The organism is Umezawaea sp., assembly GCF_057122925.1.
The window spans coordinates 16,005-34,810 of record NZ_DBNGPQ010000088.1; the positions used below are offsets into that span (position 1 = coordinate 16,005).

16 protein-coding genes are annotated in these 18,806 nt (G+C 73.9%); 10 read left to right on the plus strand and 6 right to left on the minus strand.

Going from position 1 to position 18,806, the window contains the following annotated elements; translation table 11 throughout:
• The first annotated feature begins 63 nt into the window (after nt 1–63).
• Together AC156L_RS19880 and AC156L_RS19885 are read left to right on the plus strand one after the other, a co-directional pair.
• Nucleotides 64–918 carry a CE1 family esterase gene (locus tag AC156L_RS19880; RefSeq protein WP_330878830.1) on the plus strand — a complete coding sequence of 285 codons (855 nt, stop codon included), beginning with the start codon at nt 64–66 and terminating at the stop codon, nt 916–918.
• Nucleotides 919–972: 54 nt separating this feature from the next.
• On the plus strand, nt 973–1,692 hold the full coding sequence (locus AC156L_RS19885) for a polyamine aminopropyltransferase (RefSeq protein ID WP_330878831.1): 720 nt from the start codon (nt 973–975) through the stop codon (nt 1,690–1,692).
• Nucleotides 1,693–1,733: 41 nt separating this feature from the next.
• On the opposite strand, the gene AC156L_RS19890 is transcribed toward AC156L_RS19885, so the two are convergent.
• From AC156L_RS19890 to AC156L_RS19900, 3 genes are all read right to left on the minus strand, one after another.
• Nucleotides 1,734–2,366, minus strand: a complete 633-nt coding sequence (locus tag AC156L_RS19890; RefSeq protein WP_330878832.1) for a hypothetical protein — start codon at nt 2,364–2,366, stop codon at nt 1,734–1,736.
• Nucleotides 2,363–2,665 (minus strand): hypothetical protein, encoded by a 303-nt coding sequence (locus AC156L_RS19895; RefSeq protein WP_330878833.1) that lies wholly within the window; start codon nt 2,663–2,665, stop codon nt 2,363–2,365. Before AC156L_RS19895 ends, AC156L_RS19890 begins: the two co-directional genes overlap by 4 nt.
• 108 nt (nt 2,666–2,773) lie before the next feature.
• Nucleotides 2,774–4,591, minus strand: a complete 1,818-nt coding sequence (locus AC156L_RS19900; protein ID WP_330878834.1) for an NAD(P)/FAD-dependent oxidoreductase — start codon at nt 4,589–4,591, stop codon at nt 2,774–2,776.
• Between the two features lie 754 nt (nt 4,592–5,345).
• Here AC156L_RS19900 and AC156L_RS19905 point away from each other — a divergent pair.
• Nucleotides 5,346–6,173: an alpha/beta fold hydrolase gene (locus AC156L_RS19905; RefSeq protein WP_414720025.1), complete on the plus strand. Its 828-nt coding sequence runs from the start codon at nt 5,346–5,348 to the stop codon at nt 6,171–6,173.
• Nucleotides 6,174–6,216: 43 nt separating this feature from the next.
• A complete protein-coding gene (locus AC156L_RS19910; protein ID WP_330878836.1) occupies nt 6,217–6,771 on the plus strand; it encodes a TIGR03086 family metal-binding protein in 555 nt (184 codons plus the stop codon).
• Here AC156L_RS19910 and AC156L_RS19915 read toward each other — a convergent pair.
• A complete protein-coding gene (locus AC156L_RS19915; RefSeq protein ID WP_330878837.1) occupies nt 6,752–7,615 on the minus strand; it encodes a helix-turn-helix transcriptional regulator in 864 nt (287 codons plus the stop codon). The genes AC156L_RS19910 and AC156L_RS19915 overlap by 20 nt on opposite strands.
• Nucleotides 7,616–7,738: 123 nt before the next feature.
• Here AC156L_RS19915 and AC156L_RS19920 point away from each other — a divergent pair, with 123 nt between their 5' ends.
• Nucleotides 7,739–7,951 (plus strand): tautomerase family protein, encoded by a 213-nt coding sequence (locus AC156L_RS19920; RefSeq protein WP_330878838.1) that lies wholly within the window; start codon nt 7,739–7,741, stop codon nt 7,949–7,951.
• Between the two features lie 102 nt (nt 7,952–8,053).
• Complete coding sequence (locus AC156L_RS19925) at nt 8,054–10,057, plus strand: HelD family protein (RefSeq protein ID WP_330878839.1); 2,004 nt, start codon at nt 8,054–8,056, stop codon at nt 10,055–10,057.
• A gap of 589 nt (nt 10,058–10,646) precedes the next feature.
• Here AC156L_RS19925 and AC156L_RS19930 read toward each other — a convergent pair.
• Nucleotides 10,647–11,792, minus strand: a complete 1,146-nt coding sequence (locus AC156L_RS19930) for a S1 family peptidase (RefSeq protein ID WP_414720026.1) — start codon at nt 11,790–11,792, stop codon at nt 10,647–10,649.
• Between the two features lie 430 nt (nt 11,793–12,222).
• Between AC156L_RS19930 and AC156L_RS19935 the strand changes: the two genes are divergently transcribed.
• The 3 genes from AC156L_RS19935 (at nt 12,223) to AC156L_RS19945 (ending at nt 16,495) form a co-directional block, all read left to right on the plus strand.
• The gene (locus AC156L_RS19935) at nt 12,223–15,276 is read left to right on the plus strand and encodes an MGH1-like glycoside hydrolase domain-containing protein (RefSeq protein WP_484407150.1); all 3,054 of its coding nucleotides are present in this window, start codon (nt 12,223–12,225) and stop codon (nt 15,274–15,276) included.
• Nucleotides 15,277–15,301: 25 nt separating this feature from the next.
• Nucleotides 15,302–15,733, plus strand: coding sequence for a MarR family winged helix-turn-helix transcriptional regulator (locus AC156L_RS19940; protein WP_330878841.1), 432 nt, complete (start codon nt 15,302–15,304; stop codon nt 15,731–15,733).
• A gap of 87 nt (nt 15,734–15,820) precedes the next feature.
• The gene (locus AC156L_RS19945) at nt 15,821–16,495 is read left to right on the plus strand and encodes a DJ-1/PfpI family protein (protein ID WP_330878842.1); all 675 of its coding nucleotides are present in this window, start codon (nt 15,821–15,823) and stop codon (nt 16,493–16,495) included.
• 78 nt (nt 16,496–16,573) lie between these two features.
• On the opposite strand, the gene AC156L_RS19950 is transcribed toward AC156L_RS19945, so the two are convergent.
• A complete protein-coding gene (locus tag AC156L_RS19950; RefSeq protein ID WP_484407152.1) occupies nt 16,574–18,016 on the minus strand; it encodes a protein kinase domain-containing protein in 1,443 nt (480 codons plus the stop codon).
• A 79-nt stretch (nt 18,017–18,095) separates the two neighbouring features.
• Here AC156L_RS19950 and AC156L_RS19955 point away from each other — a divergent pair.
• Nucleotides 18,096–18,806: dihydroxy-acid dehydratase domain-containing protein (locus tag AC156L_RS19955; RefSeq protein WP_484407153.1), on the plus strand; the 711-nt coding region annotated here is incomplete at its 3' end.

Consider the following 18,806-nt stretch of genomic DNA (forward strand, 5'->3'; position numbering starts at 1 on the left):
AATTGCTCAAGCATTCGAGAAGGAGCGGTCATGGTCGGCGTGCGTCGTGGTGCAGGTGCCCTCGTGGTCGAGGGAGAGGCCGTCGAGGTGGACGGGAGGAGGCGGACGCTGACCGTCGTCCGCCCCGAGGTGGTCGCCGAGGGCGCGGCGGTCGTGCTGGTGCTGCACGGGTCCAACCAGGACGGTCGGATCGTCCGGAGGTTCGCCGGGTACGGCTTCGACGCGTTCGCCGAGCGGGGCGGGGCCGTGGTCGCCTACCTCGACGGGCACCGCGGCAACTGGAACGAGGCACGGGCGAGGTCGGACTTCGCGGCCAGGAGGGAGGGTTTCGACGACGTCGCCTTCGCGGGAGCGGTGGTCGACCTGCTGGTGTCGGAGCACCGGGTCGACCCCGCCCGCGTGCACGCCGTCGGGTACTCGGCGGGCGGCTCGATGGTGATCAGGCTGGCGCACGAGATCGGCCCGCGGCTGGCCGGGATCGGGCTCGTGGCGGCCACGCTGCCGGTGCCGGGGGAGCTGCTGCCGTTCGACGGGCCGGTCGTGCCGCTCCCGGTGGTCCTCTTCCACGGCACGAGGGACCGGCTCGTGCCGTACGACGGCGGCGTGACCAGCCTGTGGGGCTTCCGACCGCGCGGCCTCGGGCTGTCGGCGCGGGAGACCGCCGCGTACTTCGCCGGGCGCAACGGCATCACCGCCGCGCCCGAGTCGCACGACCTCGGCTCCAGCGCGGGCGATCGGACCGCGGTGGAGCGCACGGACCACCGGCAGGACGGCCGTCCGACGGTCACGCTGTACACGGTCCACGGTGGCGGGCACGTCGTCCCCGGTCCGGGACGGCCGCTGTTCGTCATGGGGAGGCCGACCCGCGGGCTCGTGGCGGCGCGCGCGCTGGGCGAGGCGTTCGGGCTGCCCGCCTGAGCCGGGTGGCCGCGGGTACCCTCCGCCGATGGACTCACGTGCACGGCTCACCCGGTGAGCGCCCGGTTCCAGGAACTGGACTGGCGACCGACGCCCCTGGGCGAACTCGTCCTGCGGCGCCGCCGCGACCCGCTGGACGGCAAGGACATCTACGAGATCAAGCTCGGCGGTGAGTTCCTGATGTCGAGCCTGTTCACCGTGGCCGAGGAGGAGCTGTCCCGGCTCGCGCTCGCCGAGCTGACCGGTACCGGGCTCGACGTGGTCGTGGGCGGGCTGGGGCTCGGCTACACCGCCCTCACGGTGCTGGAGAACGCCGACGTGCGGTCCCTCGTGGTGATCGACGCGCTCGCCGAGGTCATCGAGTGGCACGAGCGGGGCCTGATCCCGGCGGGCGCGACGCTGGCCGCCGATCCCCGCTGCGCACTGGTGAACGGTGACTTCTTCGCCCTCGCGCGGTCACCCGAAGGGCTGATCCCGCAGGAGCCCGGCCGCAGGTTCCACGCGATCGTGGTCGACATCGACCACTCGCCGCGGCACCTGCTGCACCCCGGCAACGCCGACTTCTACGAACTCGCCGGGCTCCGCCGGATCGCGGCGCTGCTGCGTCCGGGCGGGGTGTTCGCGCTGTGGTCGAACGACCCGCCGGACGAGGAGTTCACCGCCGAGCTGGCGCGGGCGTTCGTGGACGTGCGCGCCGAGGTCGTGAGCTTCGCGAACCCGTTGCAGGACCGCGACGCGACGAACACGGTGTACCTGGCGAAGGTGCCCTCCTGACACCGCCTCGGGGCGCCGCCGCGCCCCGAGGCCGAGGGGGATCAGGTCCTCAGCGCCTCGTCCAGGTGCTCCTGGACGTACCAGCCGACGGCACGGGCCGGGTCGATCGAGTCGACGGCCGCCCGCACCGCGGGCGCGTCGTGCGGACCCCAGAACACGTCGCCGTACCGCTCGTAGACGACGCCGTACCTGCCGTAGTCCGCGATGCCCCGCACGCCGATCGTCGCGTAGACGCCGTGGGGCGCCATGGGGTTCTTCATCCGCGACTGGTCGGTCTCGGCGCGCAGCGGCTCCTGGCAGGTGCCGACGGACTCGTCGTTGGTGCGGTGGCACACGTACCGCGTGTTCTCGGCGAGCAGCCGCCTCAGGTCGGACGGCAGCAGTTGCTTGGCGTTGACCCGCTTCGGCCCACCCGCGGGCGTCGCGGCGGGATGGGCGGGCACCGTGGTGCCGGTGCCGAACAGGCTCGACAGCAGCTCGGTGATGCCCGCTTGGACCAGGTTCCCGGTCAGCGCCAGCAGACCACCCCACTCCTGGTGCAGCTCGGGCGGCAGCACCGGGAAGCGCGGGCGCAGTGCGGCCGTCGTGTGGAACTCACGGGCCGTGCGGCCGATCCTGGTGTACGTGGCCCTGCTCAGGGATTCGCGCCCGGCCAGGCGCAGCGCGGCGCTCACGACTCCCTCCAACCGTGCTCGGCGACCGCGGTGAAGGCGCGCTCGACGTCGGTGGCCAGCCAGGCCGCGACCTCGGTCCTCGTGACACCCTCCAGGTCCGGGTCCGTGGCGAGCAGGTCCCGCAGGTCCCGCTCCAGGTCGGCCAGCACCGCCTCGGCCAGCCGCTCCGGCGAGGGCAGCGCGCTGCGGAACTCCTCGACCTCCTTCGTGACGGGCGTGGTCGACGCGGACCCGCCCGCGTCGACCACGGCCTTCGGCGTGCTCTCGGTGGCGGCAGCCACCGGGATCTTCTCGTTCATTCCCTGCCGTCTTTCGGTTCGGCGACGTCTGACACGAGGACACTCGCCGCCACCGCCGCGGGTGTTACACGCACCCGCGGCGACTTTTTTCCTTGCCGCTGCTGTGGATCAGCTCAGGTGGTGCACCTCCGGCAGCCCGTACACCGGCGTCGGGATGCCCTCGTAGCGGGCCTTGAGCTGGAGCGCGAGGTAGAGGGAGTAGTGCCGCGACTGGTGCAGGTTGCCGCCGTGGAACCACAGCGCCTCCTGCCGGGTGGGCTTCCACATGTTGCGCTGCTCACCCTCCCAGGGGCCGGGGTCCTTGGTCGTCGCCGAGCCGAGTCCCCACACCTTGCCCACCTCGTCCGCGACCTCCTGGGAGATCAGGTCGGCCGCCCAGCCGTTCATCGAGCCGTAGCCGGTGGCGTAGACGACCAGGTCGGCGGGCAGCTCCTCGCCGGTCGACAGGACGACGGCGTCCTCGGTGAGCCGGACGACGTCCACCCCGGAGCGGAGCTTGATGTCGCCGTTGGCCACCAGGTCCGAGGCGCCCACGTCGATGTAGTAGCCGGAGCCCCGCCGCAGGTACTTCATGAACAGCCCGGAGTCGTCGTCGCCGTAGTCCAGCAGGAACCCGGCCTGCTCCAGCCGGGCGTAGAAGTCCGCGTCGACCTCGCGGATCTCGTCGTACACCGGGATCTGGAACTCGTGCATGATCCGGTACGGCAGCGACGCGAACGTGAGGTCGGCCTTCTGCGTGGTCATGCCCGCGGCGACGGCCTCCTCGGAGTACAGGCCGCCCAGGGCGATCCTCATCAGCGAGTCGGACCGCACGACGTGCGTCGACGTCCGCTGCACCATCGTGACGTCGACGTCGTTCTCCCACAGGGCCGCGCAGATGTCGTGCGCGGAGTTGTTGGACCCGATCACGACGGCCCGCTCGCCGCGGTAGGCGTCCGGACCGGGGTGCTTCGACGAGTGGTGCTGGTCGCCGCGGAAGGTGTCCGCTCCCTCGAACTCCGGCACGTTCGCCTTGCCCGACATGCCCGTGGCGAGCACGAGTTCCCTGGGCCGCAACGTGATCTCCTCGCCGTCGCGGCGCACGAGGACCGTCCACACGCGAGCGTCCGCGTCGTAGGACGCGTTCAGGGCCTCGGTGGAGGTCCAGTAGTTCAGCTCCATGACCCGCGCGTACATCTCCAGCCAGTCCCCGATCTTGTCCTTCGGCGCGAACACCGGCCAGTTCTTCGGGAAGTCCAGGTACGGCAGGTGGTCGTACCAGACCGGGTCGTGCAGGCAGAGGGACTTGTAGCGGCTCCGCCACGCGTCACCGGCACGGGCACCGCGCTCCACGACGATCGTGGGCACGCCGAGCTGCCGCAGCCGGGCGCCCAGCGCGATGCCGCCCTGCCCGCCGCCGATCACCAGGGTGTGCGGCTGCGTGGTGCGACCGAGCTCCTCGGCCTCCTGGACCCGCTTCTCCAGCCACGTCCTCCGGTTCCGGTCGGCGCCGTGCTCGGCGCCCCTGGGACGCCTGCCGTCGACCGGTTCCTCGTGGCCGATCAGCTCGTTCATCGTCGTGAGCAGCGTCCACACCAGACCGTCGCGGAGCCGGACGTGGCCGGTGCAGCGGCCGACGGACGTCTCGAACGCGATCCACGACTCCACCACGCCGTCGCCCTCGGACGCCCCGCCCAGGTCGTCGGCGATCCGGAACGCGTGCGGCCGCACCCGCTCCAGGGTCGCGGCGAGCATGTCCCGCACGCCGTCGCGCCCCTCCACCGTGACGATGTTCCAGGTGAACGCGACCAGGTCGCGCCAGTAGGACTCCTCGCCGAACAGGGCGGCCACCGCGTCGGGTTCACCGGAGGCGAGCGCCGACTCGAAGTCGGCGAGCCACGCGGTGACCTTCGCCGTCGCGTCGACGGGGGTCAGGGTTTCTGTCATGAGGCGACTCCGGTTCTGCTCGGGGGACTGGGGGCGGTCCGAAGGCGCCGCACGGCCGGGGCCGTGGACGCGGGCAGGAGCTGGTCGGGTGAGGCCGGGTGGACGACCTCGACGTCCACCCGGTCGGCGAAGCGGTACGGGTGGCCACCCAGCCGTGCGGGTCTGTCGCCGGCACCGGGTCGCGGGTGCCCGCCGGCAGCGGCGACGCGGTGGCGCGCAGCGCGTCGCGCATCCCGCGGTGCTCGTCGCGCGGTAACGACCCGGCCATCCTCGCCGCCGCGTCCACCAGGGCCTGCGTGCTCGGGCGCACGGTCGCCGCCGCGCCGCTCACGTCCACCACGCCGAGCAGGCCGCCGTCGACCGGGCCCAGCGCCGGGGCGGGGTCGCGGCCGTGGTCGGGGTCGACGCCGAAGCCGACCGCGCGCCGCCACGAGTCGCCCACCAGGTCGCGCGGGGCAGCGGGCGGGGCGGTCACCGGCCGGCGCGGCGTCGCGGATCCGCCGCAGCAGGTGGGCGTGGCGGCCGGGGTCCTCGCCCGCGGGCACGGCCGCCTCGAACGGTCCGGGGAACGCTGTGTCACGGGTCACAGGTCGAGTGTCGCGCCGCGGCGCCGCCGGCACCACGGTCGTCGTGCTCCCGCCCATGCTCACCTGACCCCGTCGTCGGGCAACCGGCCCGCACGGCAGACCCTTCCGGTTCTTCGGGGCACGCGGAACGGTTGCAGGGGAGGTTGCGGTCGCGGGCGTGGGGTTGGATGGGGGCGACGAGGTCAGGAGGGACACCCGACGTGCCGCACGCCACCGCCCCGGACGGGGTCGCCATCGCCTACCAGGTCCGCGGGGGCGGCGACCCGCTCGTCCTGCTGTCCGGCCAGGCCAACAGCCACGAGTGGTGGGACGACGTCCGCGAGGACTTCCACGGCTCGCGGACCACGATCACGCTCGACTACCGGGGGACCGGCGACAGCGGCGAGTCGTCGTCGACCTACAGCACCCGGCGGTTCGCGGCGGACGTGGTCACCGTGCTCGACCACCTCGGCGTCGAGCGGGCCGACGTGTACGGCACGTCCATGGGCGGGCGGGTGGCGCAGTGGGTGGCCGCGCTGCACCCCGCCCGCGTCCGGGGGCTCGTGCTGGGCTGCACCTCGCCCGGCGGGAGGCACGGGTTCGAGCGGACCGACGAGGTGCGCCGGTCGCTGGCCGTGCCGGACCCCGCGAAGGTGCGGCTCGCCCTGCTCGACCTGATGTACACACCGGGGTGGCTGGCCACCCACCCCGGCCCGTACCGCACGCTGGGCGACCGCCGGATGTCCCCGCGCGCCCGTCGCGGCCACCTGTCGGCCAGCAACCTGCACGACGCGTGGGACGTGCTGCCCGACATCACCGCCCCGACGCTCGTGGTGCACGGGGACGCCGACGTCTTCAACCCCACCGCGAACGCGCCGCTGCTGGCGGACCGGATCCCCGGCGCCCGGCTGGTGCTGGTGCCGGGGGCCCGGCACGCGTACTTCGAGGAGTTCCGCGCCACCGCGAGCCCGCTGGTGCTCGACTTCCTCGACCACGTCGTGTCCGAAGTGGACTGATCAGGTGTCGACCAGGGCCGACACCGGGACCGAGGAGGCTGTCATGAGCGGCGCGGCTGAGGAGCACCGGACCGTCGCCGGGGTGTTCACCGACCGGGTGCGCGGCGTCGCGCCGGGGCGGTGGGACGACCCGGCCCCGTGCGAGGGCTGGGTCGCGCGGGACGTGGTGCGTCACCTGGTCGAGTGGTTCCCCGCGTTCCTGAAGTCCGGCGCGGACGTCGACCTGCCCCGAGGACCCTCCGTCGACGACGACCCGGTGGCGGCGTGGACCGTGCACAGCGACGGCGTGCAGGCGCTGCTGGACGACCCGGCCACGGCGGGCCGGGTGCTGAGGAACCCGCACATCGGCGAGGTCCCGCTCGACCGCGCCGTCGACGTGTTCTACACGAGCGACGTCTTCCTGCACACGTGGGACCTGGCGCGCGCCACCGGGCAGGACGAGCGGCTCGACCCGGAGCGGTGCGAGCGGCTGCTGAGCGGCATGGAGGCGGCGGACGGGGCGCTGCGGTCCAGCGGGCACTACGGGCCGAAGGTCGGGGTGGCCGCCGACGCCGACGCGCGGACCAGGCTGATCGCGTTCAGCGGTCGGACGCCGTAGGGGCCCTGTCGGCCAGGTCCTGGACGCCGATCACACCCAGCAGCCGGAGCTGGTCCACGGCGGGGCTGCCCGCGGGCGCGGTGAAGAACTGGAGGCGCTGCCTGCCGTCCTCGCTGAAGAGGTTCTGGCAGTGCACGTCGAGCGTGCCCAGCGTCGGGTGGTTGACGCGCTTGCGGTCGCCGCGCCGCACCGCGACGTCACCGGTGGCCCACAGGTCGGCGAACTCGGGGCCGGAGCGGAGCAGCCTGGCGACCATGTCGGCGGTGGCCGGGTCCCCACCGCGCCGGGCCACGGCCGCGCGCAGGTCGTGGACCAGGACCTTCGAGTGGTGCGGGTGGTCGGCCCGCGGGTAGACGGCGCGGGTGTCGGGCTCGGTGAACCAGCGGTACACGAAGCTCGCCGCGTGCCCGGTCCGCCTCGGTGGCTCGCCGAGCAGGGCCCGCGCGAGGTGGTTCTGCGCCAGCGTCTCGTGCAGGTCGGTGATGATCTGCGCCGGTGTCGTGTCCAGGCGGTCCAGCAGCGCGAGCATCGCGGGCTGGACGTGGGTGGACGCGCCGCTCACCGCGGGCGGCGGCCGGTCCGCCAGGCGGTAGAGGTGGTCGCGCTCGTCGTGGTCCAGGCGCAGAGCCCTGGCCAGCGCGCCGAGCATCTGCGCCGACGGCTGCGTGCCGCGCCCGCGTTCCAGCTCGGTGTAGTAGTCCACCGACGCGCCCGCGAGCTGGGCGACCTCGTCGCGGCGCAGGCCGGGGACGCGGCGGCGCGGCCCGGTCGGCAGGCCGACCTCGGCGGGCGTGATCCGCGCGCGTCGGGACCTCAGGAAGGCGGCGAGTTCGGACGGTTTCACGGCTCCAGTGTGCTGGTGGCCGCCACCGGTAGCCAGGGGGTGGCGACCCCTGGGTGGACGGCGCCTGGTTGGTCGGCCGCGGGGGCGGCACAGTCGTGGGGTCACGTCGAAAAGGGAGAGACCATGCCGTTCGCCAACCTGAAGGTGCCCGCCGGAACGCTCACGGCGGAGCAGAGGGAAGTGCTCGTCACGAAGGTGTCCGACCTGTACGCCGAGATGTTCGGGGAGCAGGCCCGCGCCACCACGATGGTGCTCGTCGAGGACGTCGTCGACGGTGGCTGGGGCATCGGGGGCCGGGTGCTGACCCTCGCGGCGCTGCGGGGCGCCGACGCGTGAGGCCGCGTCCCGGCACGGTGCTCCACCGCCGTGCCGGGACGCGGAAATCGCCTAACGCTTCCGTCCCGCCGCCGTGTAGAAGTGCTGTCGGCGGAGCACCGGGTGACGGGGGACGGGGACGTGGGCGTGTCGGTGAGGGAGTTCGAGGCCGAGCGGGAGCGGTTGCGGTACGCGCGGGAGTGCCTGGCCCGCGACCGCGAGGAGGTGGTGCGGTCGGCGAAGGCGATGGAGGCCCGCGGCGACGACCCCGACCTGGTCGCGTGGCTGTACCGGCGGGCGTTCCAGCTGGAGGACCGCGACGACGCGCCGCTGTTCTTCGGTCGGATCGACGGCCCGCTGCCCGAGCCGGTCTACATCGGCAGGCGGCACGTCGGCGACGGGGACAACGAGCCCGCGGTGGTCGACTGGCGCACCGGGATGGCCACCAGGTTCTACCGGGCCACCGGCGCCGAGCCGATGGAGGTCGTGCGCCGCAGGCGGTTCGGGTTCGCCGACGACGCGATGACCGGGTACGACGACGAGCACCTGACGCCGGAGTTCGACGACGGCCTGAGCGCGTTCGTGCGGCGGCAGATCGAAATGGCCCACTACGGGCCGATGCGCGACATCGTCGCGACCATCCAGCCCGACCAGGACCACGTCGTCCGGCGCGACGCCTCGCGCGCGCTGGTCGTGCAGGGCGGGCCGGGGACCGGCAAGACGGCCGTCGGGCTGCACCGCGCCGCGTACCTGCTCTACGAGCACCAGCGGATCCGCAGGCGCGGGGTGCTGGTGGTCGGGCCGAACGACACGTTCGTGCACCACATCTCCCGCGTGCTGCCCACCCTGGGCGAGGTCGACTGCCGCCACGTCTCCCTCGCCGGGCTCGTCGGCGCGGACCGGGCCGCCGCGGAGGACCCGGCGGTGGCGGCGCTGAAGGGCGACCGCCGCCTGGCGACGGTGCTGCACCGGGCCGTGCGGTCCGAGGTGGGCCGACCGACCGAGGACTTCCTCGTCACCGACACCAGCCCCTACATCCGCGTGCACCCGGAGGAGGTGGAGGTGCTGGCGCGCGACCTCCTCGCGGACCACACGCCCTTCGGGCCCGCCAGGGACCTCATGCGGGACCGCGTGGCCAACCGCGTGCGCCGCAAGCTGGAGCTGCGGGGCCGGGCCCCGAGCGACACCGCCACCCGCAAGCTCGCCCGGTCCAGGCAGGCCCGTGCCCTGGTCGAGTCGATCTGGCCGGTGCTCAAACCCGGCGACGTGCTGCTGCGCCTCTACGCCGATCCCCGGCACCTCGCGCGCTGCGCGGACGGGGTGCTCTCCCCGGACGAGCAGCGCGCGCTGGGCTGGACCACGCCCCCGGCCAGGGCGAGCCGTGCGCGGTGGACCGCCGCGGACCACGTGCTGCTGGACGAGCTGGCCTGGCTGCTCGACGAGCAGCCCCGCACGGGCCACATCGTCCTCGACGAGGCGCAGGACCTGTCCGCGATGCAGCTCCGCGCGGTCGGCCGCCGCTGCGCGGGCACCCTGACCCTGCTCGGCGACCTGGCCCAGCAGACCACCCCCTGGGGTCTGCCCACGTGGGACGACGTGCTCGCCGAACTCGGCCACGCGGGCGACGTCGTCACCCTGGACACCAGCTACCGCGTGCCCCAGCAGGTCCTCGACATCGCCAACCGGGTGCTGGCCCGCGTCGCGCCGGACCTGCAGGCGACGACCTCGGCGCGGTCGGCCGCCGACGCGGTCAGCGTGCTCCGGGCCGACGCGGGAGGCGCGGCTCGTGCCATCGCCGACCTGGTGCGGGACCTCCCGGTGGAGAGGGGAGGCGTCGGCGTCATCACCGCCGACGCGGACGCCGAGGCGCTGCGCGCGGCGTTGACCGCCGAGGGCGTGGAGCCGGTCCGGCCGCACGAGCTGGACCGGGAGCGCAGGCTGGCGCTGGTGCCCGCGGGCGCGGCGAAGGGGCTGGAGTTCGACACCGTGGTGCTGGTCGACCCCCACCGCCTGCTCGACGACGGCGAGGTGGGGCAGCGGCTGCTCTACGTCGCGCTCACCAGAGCCGTCTCGCACCTGGCGATCGTCCACACCGCCGAACTGCCCGAGGTGCTCGGGCTGGCCTGACCGGTTCGTCCACGGCGGACGCGGGTACCCGACCGGACGCCCCGTTCGGCGGCAGCGCTTCGGCGGGTCCTGACAACGTGGGCAGAACGCGGCGGCTTTCGTTGACACCGCCGTTCCCGCTCGAAGGTGGGGCTCGTCGGGCTGGTGCCCGGCCCGGCTTTCCGTCCGACGAGAGGAGACCAGGCATGCGGTGGAACCTCAGGAGGTTCGGCACGGCCGCGCTCGGGCTGGTGCTCGCCGCCGGGGCGGCGGTGGCGGCGGGCCCGCCCGCGTCGGCGGAGTCCAACGGGGAGTGCGGGTGATGCCGCTCGGCGACTCGATCACCGACGGCTTCAACGTCCCCGGCGGCTACCGGATCGACCTGTGGGAGCGCATGGCGTCGGGCGGGCACACCGTCGACTTCGTCGGGTCGGGGTTCACCGGGCGGTCGTGGGTGCGGGGCCGGGCACGTGCGTGGACGTGGTGTCGGGCGGTACCGCGAACGGGACGGCGGTGGTGCGCGGCGCTGGTCGGCCCGGTAGGTCGCACTCGGAGGTCCACAGTGGAACGGGCCGCTCCGGACGTCCCGGAGCGGCCCGTTCTCGTGGTGCTACGCGGTGAGCAGGGTCAGACCGTAGACCCTGAGGATCTCGTTGATGGGCTGGAACCAGGTGCGGCCGCCGCTGGAGCAGTTGCCGTACCCGCCCGAGGTCACGCCCTGGGCCTGGTCACCGGTGATGAAGGAACCACCCGAGTCGCCGCCCTCGGCGCACACGCTGGTGCCGACCATCTCGTAGACGGCGCCCTGCGCGTAGTTGACCGTCTCGTTGCGACCCTGGATCACGCCGCAGTGCCAGTGCGTGGTCGAACCCGAACGGCACACGGACGTGCCGGGGGGCGCCTCCCACGAGCCGCGCACGAGCGCGTCGCTGACCTGGCCCCACCCGAGGACGACGGGCGCGTTCCACCAGCCGCCGCCGGTGCGGACCCACGCGTAGTCGTTGCCGGGGAAGGAGGAGCCGCCGAAGTTGCCCTGGAACGAGCGGTCCCAGCCGTACACGGCCGCGCCGCCACCTCCGCAGTGGCCCGCGGTGACGTAGCCGCCGTGCACGGAGAAGCCGATGGAGCACCGCACGTTGCCGGTGTAGTACGGGTCGCCGCCGACGGTGCCCGCCGCGAACGTCGTCGGCGCCTGGACGCCGTCGGTGTTCACGATGACCGGGCCGGACTGCTTGACCGTGTCGAGGAAGGCCTCGACCTCGGCGGTGCGGGCGCCGGGCTGGACGTCCACGACGACGCCGCCCTGGCGGGCGTCGACCCGCCAGCCGCTGACACCAGCGGGCACGGCCTTGGCCTTGGACAGGCCGTCGATGCCGCTCTTGACGGAGGCGAGCTTGGCCGCGCTGTGCGTCGCGGTCGTGGTCTCGGCCCCGGTGGCCCGCACGGCGCGGGCCTTGCCCTGGTCGGTCAGGGCGACGACGAGCTTGCCCTTCGCGGCGTCGAACCAGCTGCCGCCGTAGGCGTCACCGGCCGCCGCGGTCGCGGTGTCCGCGATCCTGGTGGCCGTGGCCTCCTGGCGGATTCTCGTCTTGGCCTGCTGCTCGTCGAGGCCGAGGTCCTGGCGCATGGCCTGGATCAGCCCCGGCGACAGCTCGGGTTCGGCGGGGGCGGCGGACGAGGTGGGCGTGAGGCCGAGGGCCATTCCCACCACCAGCAGGCCGGTCATGCCGAGCCTGGTCATCCTGCTACATCGCATGGTTCTCCTTCGGTGCAGCGCAGGGACCCGCGGCGGCGAAGGAGGGTTCGCGCCACGGGGGCGAGCACGGCTCCGCTGCCAGGGCGGGTGGCGACGGCGCCGATCGGGAAGTGAGAGCGCTCCCACTTACCTGTGCGCCACTGTCGCAACGCCGGGGCGCTCCCGTCAATCCCCGTGAACCGAAGTCTGTGGTCGCCGCCCGAACGGGCAGTGGTCCGGACCAGTTCGCCGGATGACCGGGCGGTAACCGGGCGTGGGGTTGGGCCAAACGGTCAGTCCGGTTGCTACCAAGGCCCCACAAGGTCGAACAAGATCCCCCGTGACGGCTGTTTACAACGTTGTATCGAGGCGGCTATAAACATCCCGGTGGCAGCGCGGCGTTGCGTTCCCAGGGCGTTGCGGCGGAGTTTCGACGACCTTGGGGGTTCCCGTGCCCGATCGACGAGTCAGGCTCGGCGCGCTCGGTGTCGCGCTGGTGTTCGCGGCCTCCACCGTGGTGGCCGTGACCGCAGCGTCCGCAGCGCCCGCCGTGACCGCAGCGCCCGCAGCGCCCGCCGTGACCGCCGCACCGTCGGCCGCCGCGCCGATGTACCCGGAGGTCGGTCGGGGCACGAGCGTGCTCGACCACCGCGCGAAGCTGGCCGGGTTCGTGGAGCCGGAGTGGTACGAGGCCAACGTCCCGTTCGTCGACCTGCCGGACCGGTCCATCGAGGACACGTACTACTACCGCTGGCGCACCTACAAGGAGGCGCTGAAGTACACCGGTCCCCGTGACGGGTGGATCGTCTCGGAGTTCCTCGGCCCGGTCGGCTACTCCGCGCCCGGCGGCGGGATCGTGGCCGCCGCGGGCCACCACGTCTACGAGGGCCGGTGGCTGCGCGACACCCGCTACCTCGACGACTACCTCGACTACTGGCTCACCGGCAGCGGCGCGGGACCGAAGCCCGCCACCGACTTCCTCAACGAGAACACCACCGACTGGGCCCACCAGTACTCGTTCTGGGCCGCCGACGCGGTGCTCGCGCGGGCGTCGGTGGACGGCCGGTTCGGCTTCGCCGTGGACCGCCTGCCGCAGCTGGAGAAGCAGTGGGCAGCCTGGTCCGGGCAGTTCGACCGCGACCTCGGCCTGTACTGGCAGGTGCCCGTGTGGGACGCGATGGAGTACACCGCCGGCTCCTACCAGAGCGACGACCCCTACCACGGCGGTGCGGGCTTCCGGCCGACGCTCAACGCCTACCAGTACGGCGACGCGAAGGCCATCGCGAGCCTGCTGCGCCTGCGCGGCGACAAGCGGGGCGCGGAGAGGTACGAGCGCGACGCGAAGGCGCTCCAGACCGCCGTGGAGCAGCGGCTGTGGGACGCCGAGGGCGGGTTCTACAAGCACGTGGCCCGCGACGACAACCCCGGCCGCACGAAGCTCGCCGACCGCGAGCAGATCGGCTTCATCCCCTGGTACTTCCACATGGCGCCCGCCGCGAACTCCGAGGCGTGGAGCCGGCTCACCGACCCCGCGGGCTTCGCCGCGCCGTTCGGGCCGACGACCGTGGAGCGCCGCAGCCCGTGGTACATGCACGACGCGCTCAAGGGTTGCTGCCGCTGGTCGGGCCCGAGCTGGCCGTACGCCACGAGCCAGACGCTGACCGCGATGGCCAACCTGCTCGCGGACTACCCGGCGCAGTCCGCCGTGGACCGGCAGGACTACTACGACGTGCTGCGCGGCTACGCGGCCACCCAGCGCAAGAACGGCGTCCCGTACGTGGCGGAGGCGCACCACCCCGACGAGGACCGCTGGATCTACGACGGCCGTGGGCACAGCGAGGACTACAACCACTCGACGTTCAACGACCTGGTGCTCTCCGGCCTGCTGGGCATCCGGCCGCGGCAGGGTGACGGGGTCCGCCTGTCGCCGCTGGTGCCCGACGACTGGGACCACTTCGCGGTGGAGAACGTGCCCTACCACGGGCGGAACCTGTCGGTGGTGTGGGACCGCGACGGCACGACCTACGGCCAGGGCTCGGGTCTGCGCGTGTGGGTCGACGGCACGCTCGTGCACCGCCAGTCCGACCTGCGCGCCGTCGACGTGGAGTTCGCGCGGGGCGGCGGTCCCGCCGCGGTGCCGCTGGTCGACGACCTCGCCAACGCCGCCACCGCGACGGCCTCCTACTCGTGGTCCGCCGACAGCCCGACCGAGGCGGTCGACGGCCAGGACTTCCACCTCGACGTGCCCACGACCCGCTGGACCACCTACGGCAGCCCCCACCGCGAGGACTGGCTCGTCGTCGACCTCGGCGCGCCGACGCGCGTGTCGGACGTGCGGCTGTCGTTCTACGACGACGGCGGCGGGGTCCGCACACCGGACGCCTACGCGCTGGAGCACCGCGCGCCCGACGGGTCGTGGACCGCCGTGCCGGGGCAGAGCCGGACCCCGGCGACGCCGGAGCGCGGTCGCGTCAACCGGGTGGTCGTCGAGCCCGCGGTGCTCACCAGCGCGCTGCGCGTCCGCCCGACCAGGAACGACGGCGGCGCGGTGGGCATCACCGCCCTCCAGTCGTGGCGGGCCGAGGACAGCCGGGTGAGCGTCGACCTGCGCGCCGACGACGGGCTCCTGCACGTCCGCTCCGGTGGCACCACCGAGGTCGGGGCGGTGGTGCGGACCACGACACCGCTCACCGTGCGGCCGGAGCTCCAGGTGCCCCCCGGCTGGACGGCGACGTCCACCGGACCCCGCTTCGTCACGCCCGGTCGCCCGGCGGAGCTGCGCTGGACCGTGACCGCGCCCCCGTCGCTGACGCCCGGCACCCGCGCCCCGGTGCGGCTCCTGGTGTCCACCGCGGGCGGGCGGACGACCGGCGACCTCGTCACGGCCGAGGCGGTCTTCGACCCGGCCGACTTCGCGAACGTCGTGTGGGACGACGGGTTCGACACCGCCAGGGCCTACGGCGTCGGGGCCCGCTTCGGCGAGCCCGCGCCGACCGTGGGCGTCTCCGCCGGAACGCTCACCGCCACCGCCGCCGGAGCGCAGTCCGCCGCGGTGCTCACCGCGCCGGTGAAGGCGCCGCCCGGCGACCTCGCGGTCGTCCTCACGCCCTCGTCGTTCACCGGGGCCTCCCCGGAGGACAGCGTGCTGGCCGGGATCGCCGCCGGGGCGGACGACCTCGTGCTGTCCTGGTACAACAACAGGTCCCGAACGTCCGGAGTGGACGTTCGGGTCGGCGGCCTGGACTTCGGCGACAGCGCCACGGGCGGGTGCTGCGCCGACGTGACGTGGGCGCCCGGCGACCGGATCGCCGTCGTGTTCGGCACGTCGACCATGACGAGCTGGCTCGGCCGCGGCAGCACGTGGCGGTTGCTGCGGACCGCGCCGTACGGCACGGCGGTCACCCCGGAGCGGCGCGCCACGTGGTCCCCGGCCATCGGCGTGCGCCTCACCTCGGGCACCCTCGCGCTCGACCGGATGACGGTGCTCAGCCGTCCCGTTGGATGAGGAACTCAACCAGTACGCTCGTCCCATGGGCACGCACGAGACGAACGCGCGGCTGGTCGACCAGATGATCAGCCTCAGCGCGCTGGTGGTCGGCATGACCAGGGGCGTCGTCGAGGGCGAGGGGCTCACCGAGTCGCAGGCCAACCTGCTCTGGCTGGTCGACCCCGCCGGCGACCCGCTGTCGCTGCGGCAGCTCGCCGCGCGGCTGCGGTGCGACCCGTCGAACATCACCCTGATCAGCGCCAAGCTGGAGGAGAAGGGGCTCGCCGTGCGGGCGCCCCACCCCGCCGACGGTCGCGTCCGGACGCTCGTGCTCACCGACGCGGGACGGGAGGTCCGCGAGCGGCTGCTCGCGGGCGCGTACGAGCGGTCGCCGTTCGCGTCGCTGGGGGAGCGGGAGCAGCAGCAGCTGCACCGGCTGCTGGGCAAGGTGCTCGCCGAGAGCCGGGCGACCTGAGACGGGCGGCCGAGGTCGGGGGAACCCCGGCGGGCCGCCGTCCGACTCGTGTGCGGAGCACCTTTCGCCGAGCACACGGGAGTCCCTGTGGAACGTCGTACCTTCCTGAGCGCGTCCATGCTGTCCGCCGGAGCGGTGGCGGTCGGTGTCCCGGAGGCGTCGGCGGCGGGGCCGCTGCGCGTGCAGGTCCTGCTGTTCGACGGAGTGGAGGAGCAGGACTTCGCCGGGCCGCTGGAGGTGCTGGGCCTGGCGGCGAACGTCGCGGGGGTGAAGGTGTCGCAGGTGACCACGGGCAGGCCGGGGCGGGTGACCGCGCGCTACGGCACCCGGATCGACGTGCCGAACGGGTGGTCGCCGCAGGACGCCGACGTGCTGGTGGTGCCGGGTGGCGGGTACGGCGACAAGACCGGTCCCGGCGTGAACGCGCTGATCAAGGACAAGGCGTTCCTCGGCCGGCTCGCCGCGGCGAGCGTGCTGCCGGTGGGCGTGTGCACGGGCGTGATGGTCCTGTCGGCCGCCGGGCTGACCAGGGGGCGGCCGTGCACGACGCACTCGGGCGCGAAGGCCGACCTCGCGGCGCAGGGCGGAGTCGTGGTCGACGCCCGCGTGGTGGACGACGGCACCCTGGTCACCGCGGGCGGCATCACCTCCGGCATCGACGCCGCCCTCTGGCTGGTCGAGCGGCACGCGGGCGCCAAGGCGGCGCAACGCCTCGAAACCGTGCTGGAGTACGAGCGCCGCGGCACGGTCTGGCGCGCCTGACCAGGTCCGGCCGGGCCTTCGGTGCCGTGCTGGGCGACCTGGGGGGCCTGCCGGGCCGTCCTCGTCCCGTGACGGCGGTCAGCCGCCGGACGTGCAGGTGACGTCCGGCGGCTCGGTCGCCGGGCCGACGGCGGTGAAGCCCAGGGTGGTGGTCCCGTCCACGGGCAGGCTCGCGTTGTAGTCGGCACTGGTCACCGTCACCGAGTCCGCGCTCCTGGAGAGGACGCCGTTCCACAGGTTGTCGATCACGCTGGCCGCCGGTTGGGGCCAGGTCACGGTCCAGCCCGCGAGCGTCCGGCCGCTCGCGTTGCGCACGACCACCTCGGCCTGGTAGCCGTCGGGCCAGGAGTTGGTGACCCGGAGCCGGGCGGCGCACCCGGCCGGTGCCGTGGTGGTCGTCGTGGTGGTGGCGGCGCTCGCGGTGGTGCCGGTCGGGGCGGACCGGGCATCGCCCGCAGGCGGCTCGCTCCGCAGCGACACGCCGACCACGACGCCGATGGCGACCAGCGCCGCGGCACCGGCGGCGAGGGCGACCTTCCGCCAGGGCACGCGCCGGGGAACGGCCATCGTCTGCGTGCCCCCGGTCGGCGGCACCCCGTCGATCGGCCCCGTGTCGTCGGGCCGGGGCGGGTCGTCGGGGCGGGAGGTGTCGTCGGGCCGGGGCGACTCGTCGGACGGGGGAGGGGCCTCGGCGTGCGGGTCCTCGCCCGGCAGCGGCAAGCCCTGGACGACGGCGTCCAGCAGGGCGTACGTCTCGGCCATCGTCGGCCGCCGCGCCGGGTCGCGCCGCAGGACGCGCCCCAGCACCGCACCCAGCGGACCGGGGAACCGCGGCGGCGCGACCAGCCCCTCCGACACGCGCCGCAGCAGCGCGTACGGGTTGTCGTCGGCCGTGCCGAACGGGGGGTGCCCCTCCAGCGCCGCGTACAGCGTGGCGCCGAGGGAGTACACGTCGGACGCGAACACCGCGCCCCGCCCCGACGCCACCTCCGGCGCGAGGAACGCGGGCGTGCCGACCACGACCCGCGCGTCGGTCACGGTGCCCTCGCCGATCGCGCGGGAGATCCCGAAGTCGACGATCTTCGCCGTCCCGTCCTCGCCCACCAGCACGTTGAACGTCGTGACGTCGCGGTGCACGACCCCCGCCGCGTGCGCCGCCGCCAGCGCCGAGGCCACCTGCCACCCGACGCCCACGACCAGCTCCTCCGGCAGCGGCCCGCGCTCGTCGATCATCTCGGCCAGCGTCTTCGAGGGCACGTACTCCATCACCAGGCACGGCTGCCCGCCGTGCTCGACGACGTCGTGCACGGTCACGGCGTGCGGGTGCCGCAGCCTCGCGGCGATCCGCCCCTCGCGCACGATCCGCTCCACGGCGTCCGGCCCGCCCGCCGTGAAGAACTTGACCGCGACGACCCGCGCCAACCGCTCGTCCTGGGCCCGCCAGACGACGCCCGCCGCCCCCCGGCCGAGCTGCGACAGGAGCCGGTAGCGCCCAGCGATGACCTCATCCCGTTCCGGCACGATCAGAAGCTACGTGGTCGTCCCGCTCCACCACTAGGCTGGGAGCACGGTCGACGTCGGGGTCGGAAGGTGGCTGGCGATGCCTGAGCAGCGCAGTTCCCAGTGGTACGCGGGGGACGACCGCAACGCCTACATCCACCGGGCCTGGATGCGCCGCGGCCTCCCGGCCCACGCGTTCGACGGCCGTCCGCACATCGCCATCGCCAACACCGCCTCGGACCTGACCCCGTGCAACGCGCACCTGGACGAGGTGGCGGAGAGCGTCAAGCAGGGCGTCTACGAGGCCGGTGGCATCCCGCTGAACCTGCCGGTCGTGTCGCTGGGGGAGACGCTGCTCCGCCCGACCGCGATGCTCTGGCGCAACATGGCCGCGATGGCGGCCGAGGAGATGCTCCGCGCCAACCCCGTGGACGGCGTGGTCCTGCTCGGCGGATGCGACAAGACCATCCCGTCGCTGCTGATGGCCGCGGCCTCGGTCGACCTGCCCGCCGTGGTCGTCCCGGGCGGGCCGATGATGACCGGGACCTTCCGCGGCGTCCCGCTCGGCTGCGGCACCGACGTGTGGAAGCTCAGCGAGGAGGTCCGCGCCGGCACGCTGTCGGCAGCCGAGTTCACCCGCTCGGAGTCCTCGATGATCCGGAGCAAGGGCCATTGCAACACGATGGGCACGGCCTCCACGATGGGCCTGCTCGCCGAGGCGCTCGGCACGGTCCTGCCCGGCACCGCGGGCACGCCGGCGCCGGACAGCCGCTTGCTGGCCCGCTCGCACGAGACCGGCAAGCTGATCGTC

Excerpts from the sequence above, each read along its gene's own strand:
- AC156L_RS19895 (WP_330878833.1), bottom strand. The coding sequence starts at position 2,665 with ATGAACGAGAAGATCCCGGTGGCTGCCGCCACCGAGAGCACGCCGAAG.
- AC156L_RS19900 (WP_330878834.1), bottom strand. The coding sequence starts at position 4,591 with ATGACAGAAACCCTGACCCCCGTCGACGCGACGGCGAAGGTCACCGCG.
- AC156L_RS19905 (WP_414720025.1), top strand. The coding sequence starts at position 5,346 with ATGGGGGCGACGAGGTCAGGAGGGACACCCGACGTGCCGCACGCCACC.
- AC156L_RS19910 (WP_330878836.1), top strand. The coding sequence starts at position 6,217 with ATGAGCGGCGCGGCTGAGGAGCACCGGACCGTCGCCGGGGTGTTCACC.
- AC156L_RS19920 (WP_330878838.1), top strand. The coding sequence starts at position 7,739 with ATGCCGTTCGCCAACCTGAAGGTGCCCGCCGGAACGCTCACGGCGGAG.
- AC156L_RS19930 (WP_414720026.1), bottom strand. The coding sequence starts at position 11,792 with ATGCGATGTAGCAGGATGACCAGGCTCGGCATGACCGGCCTGCTGGTG.
- AC156L_RS19940 (WP_330878841.1), top strand. The coding sequence starts at position 15,302 with ATGGGCACGCACGAGACGAACGCGCGGCTGGTCGACCAGATGATCAGC.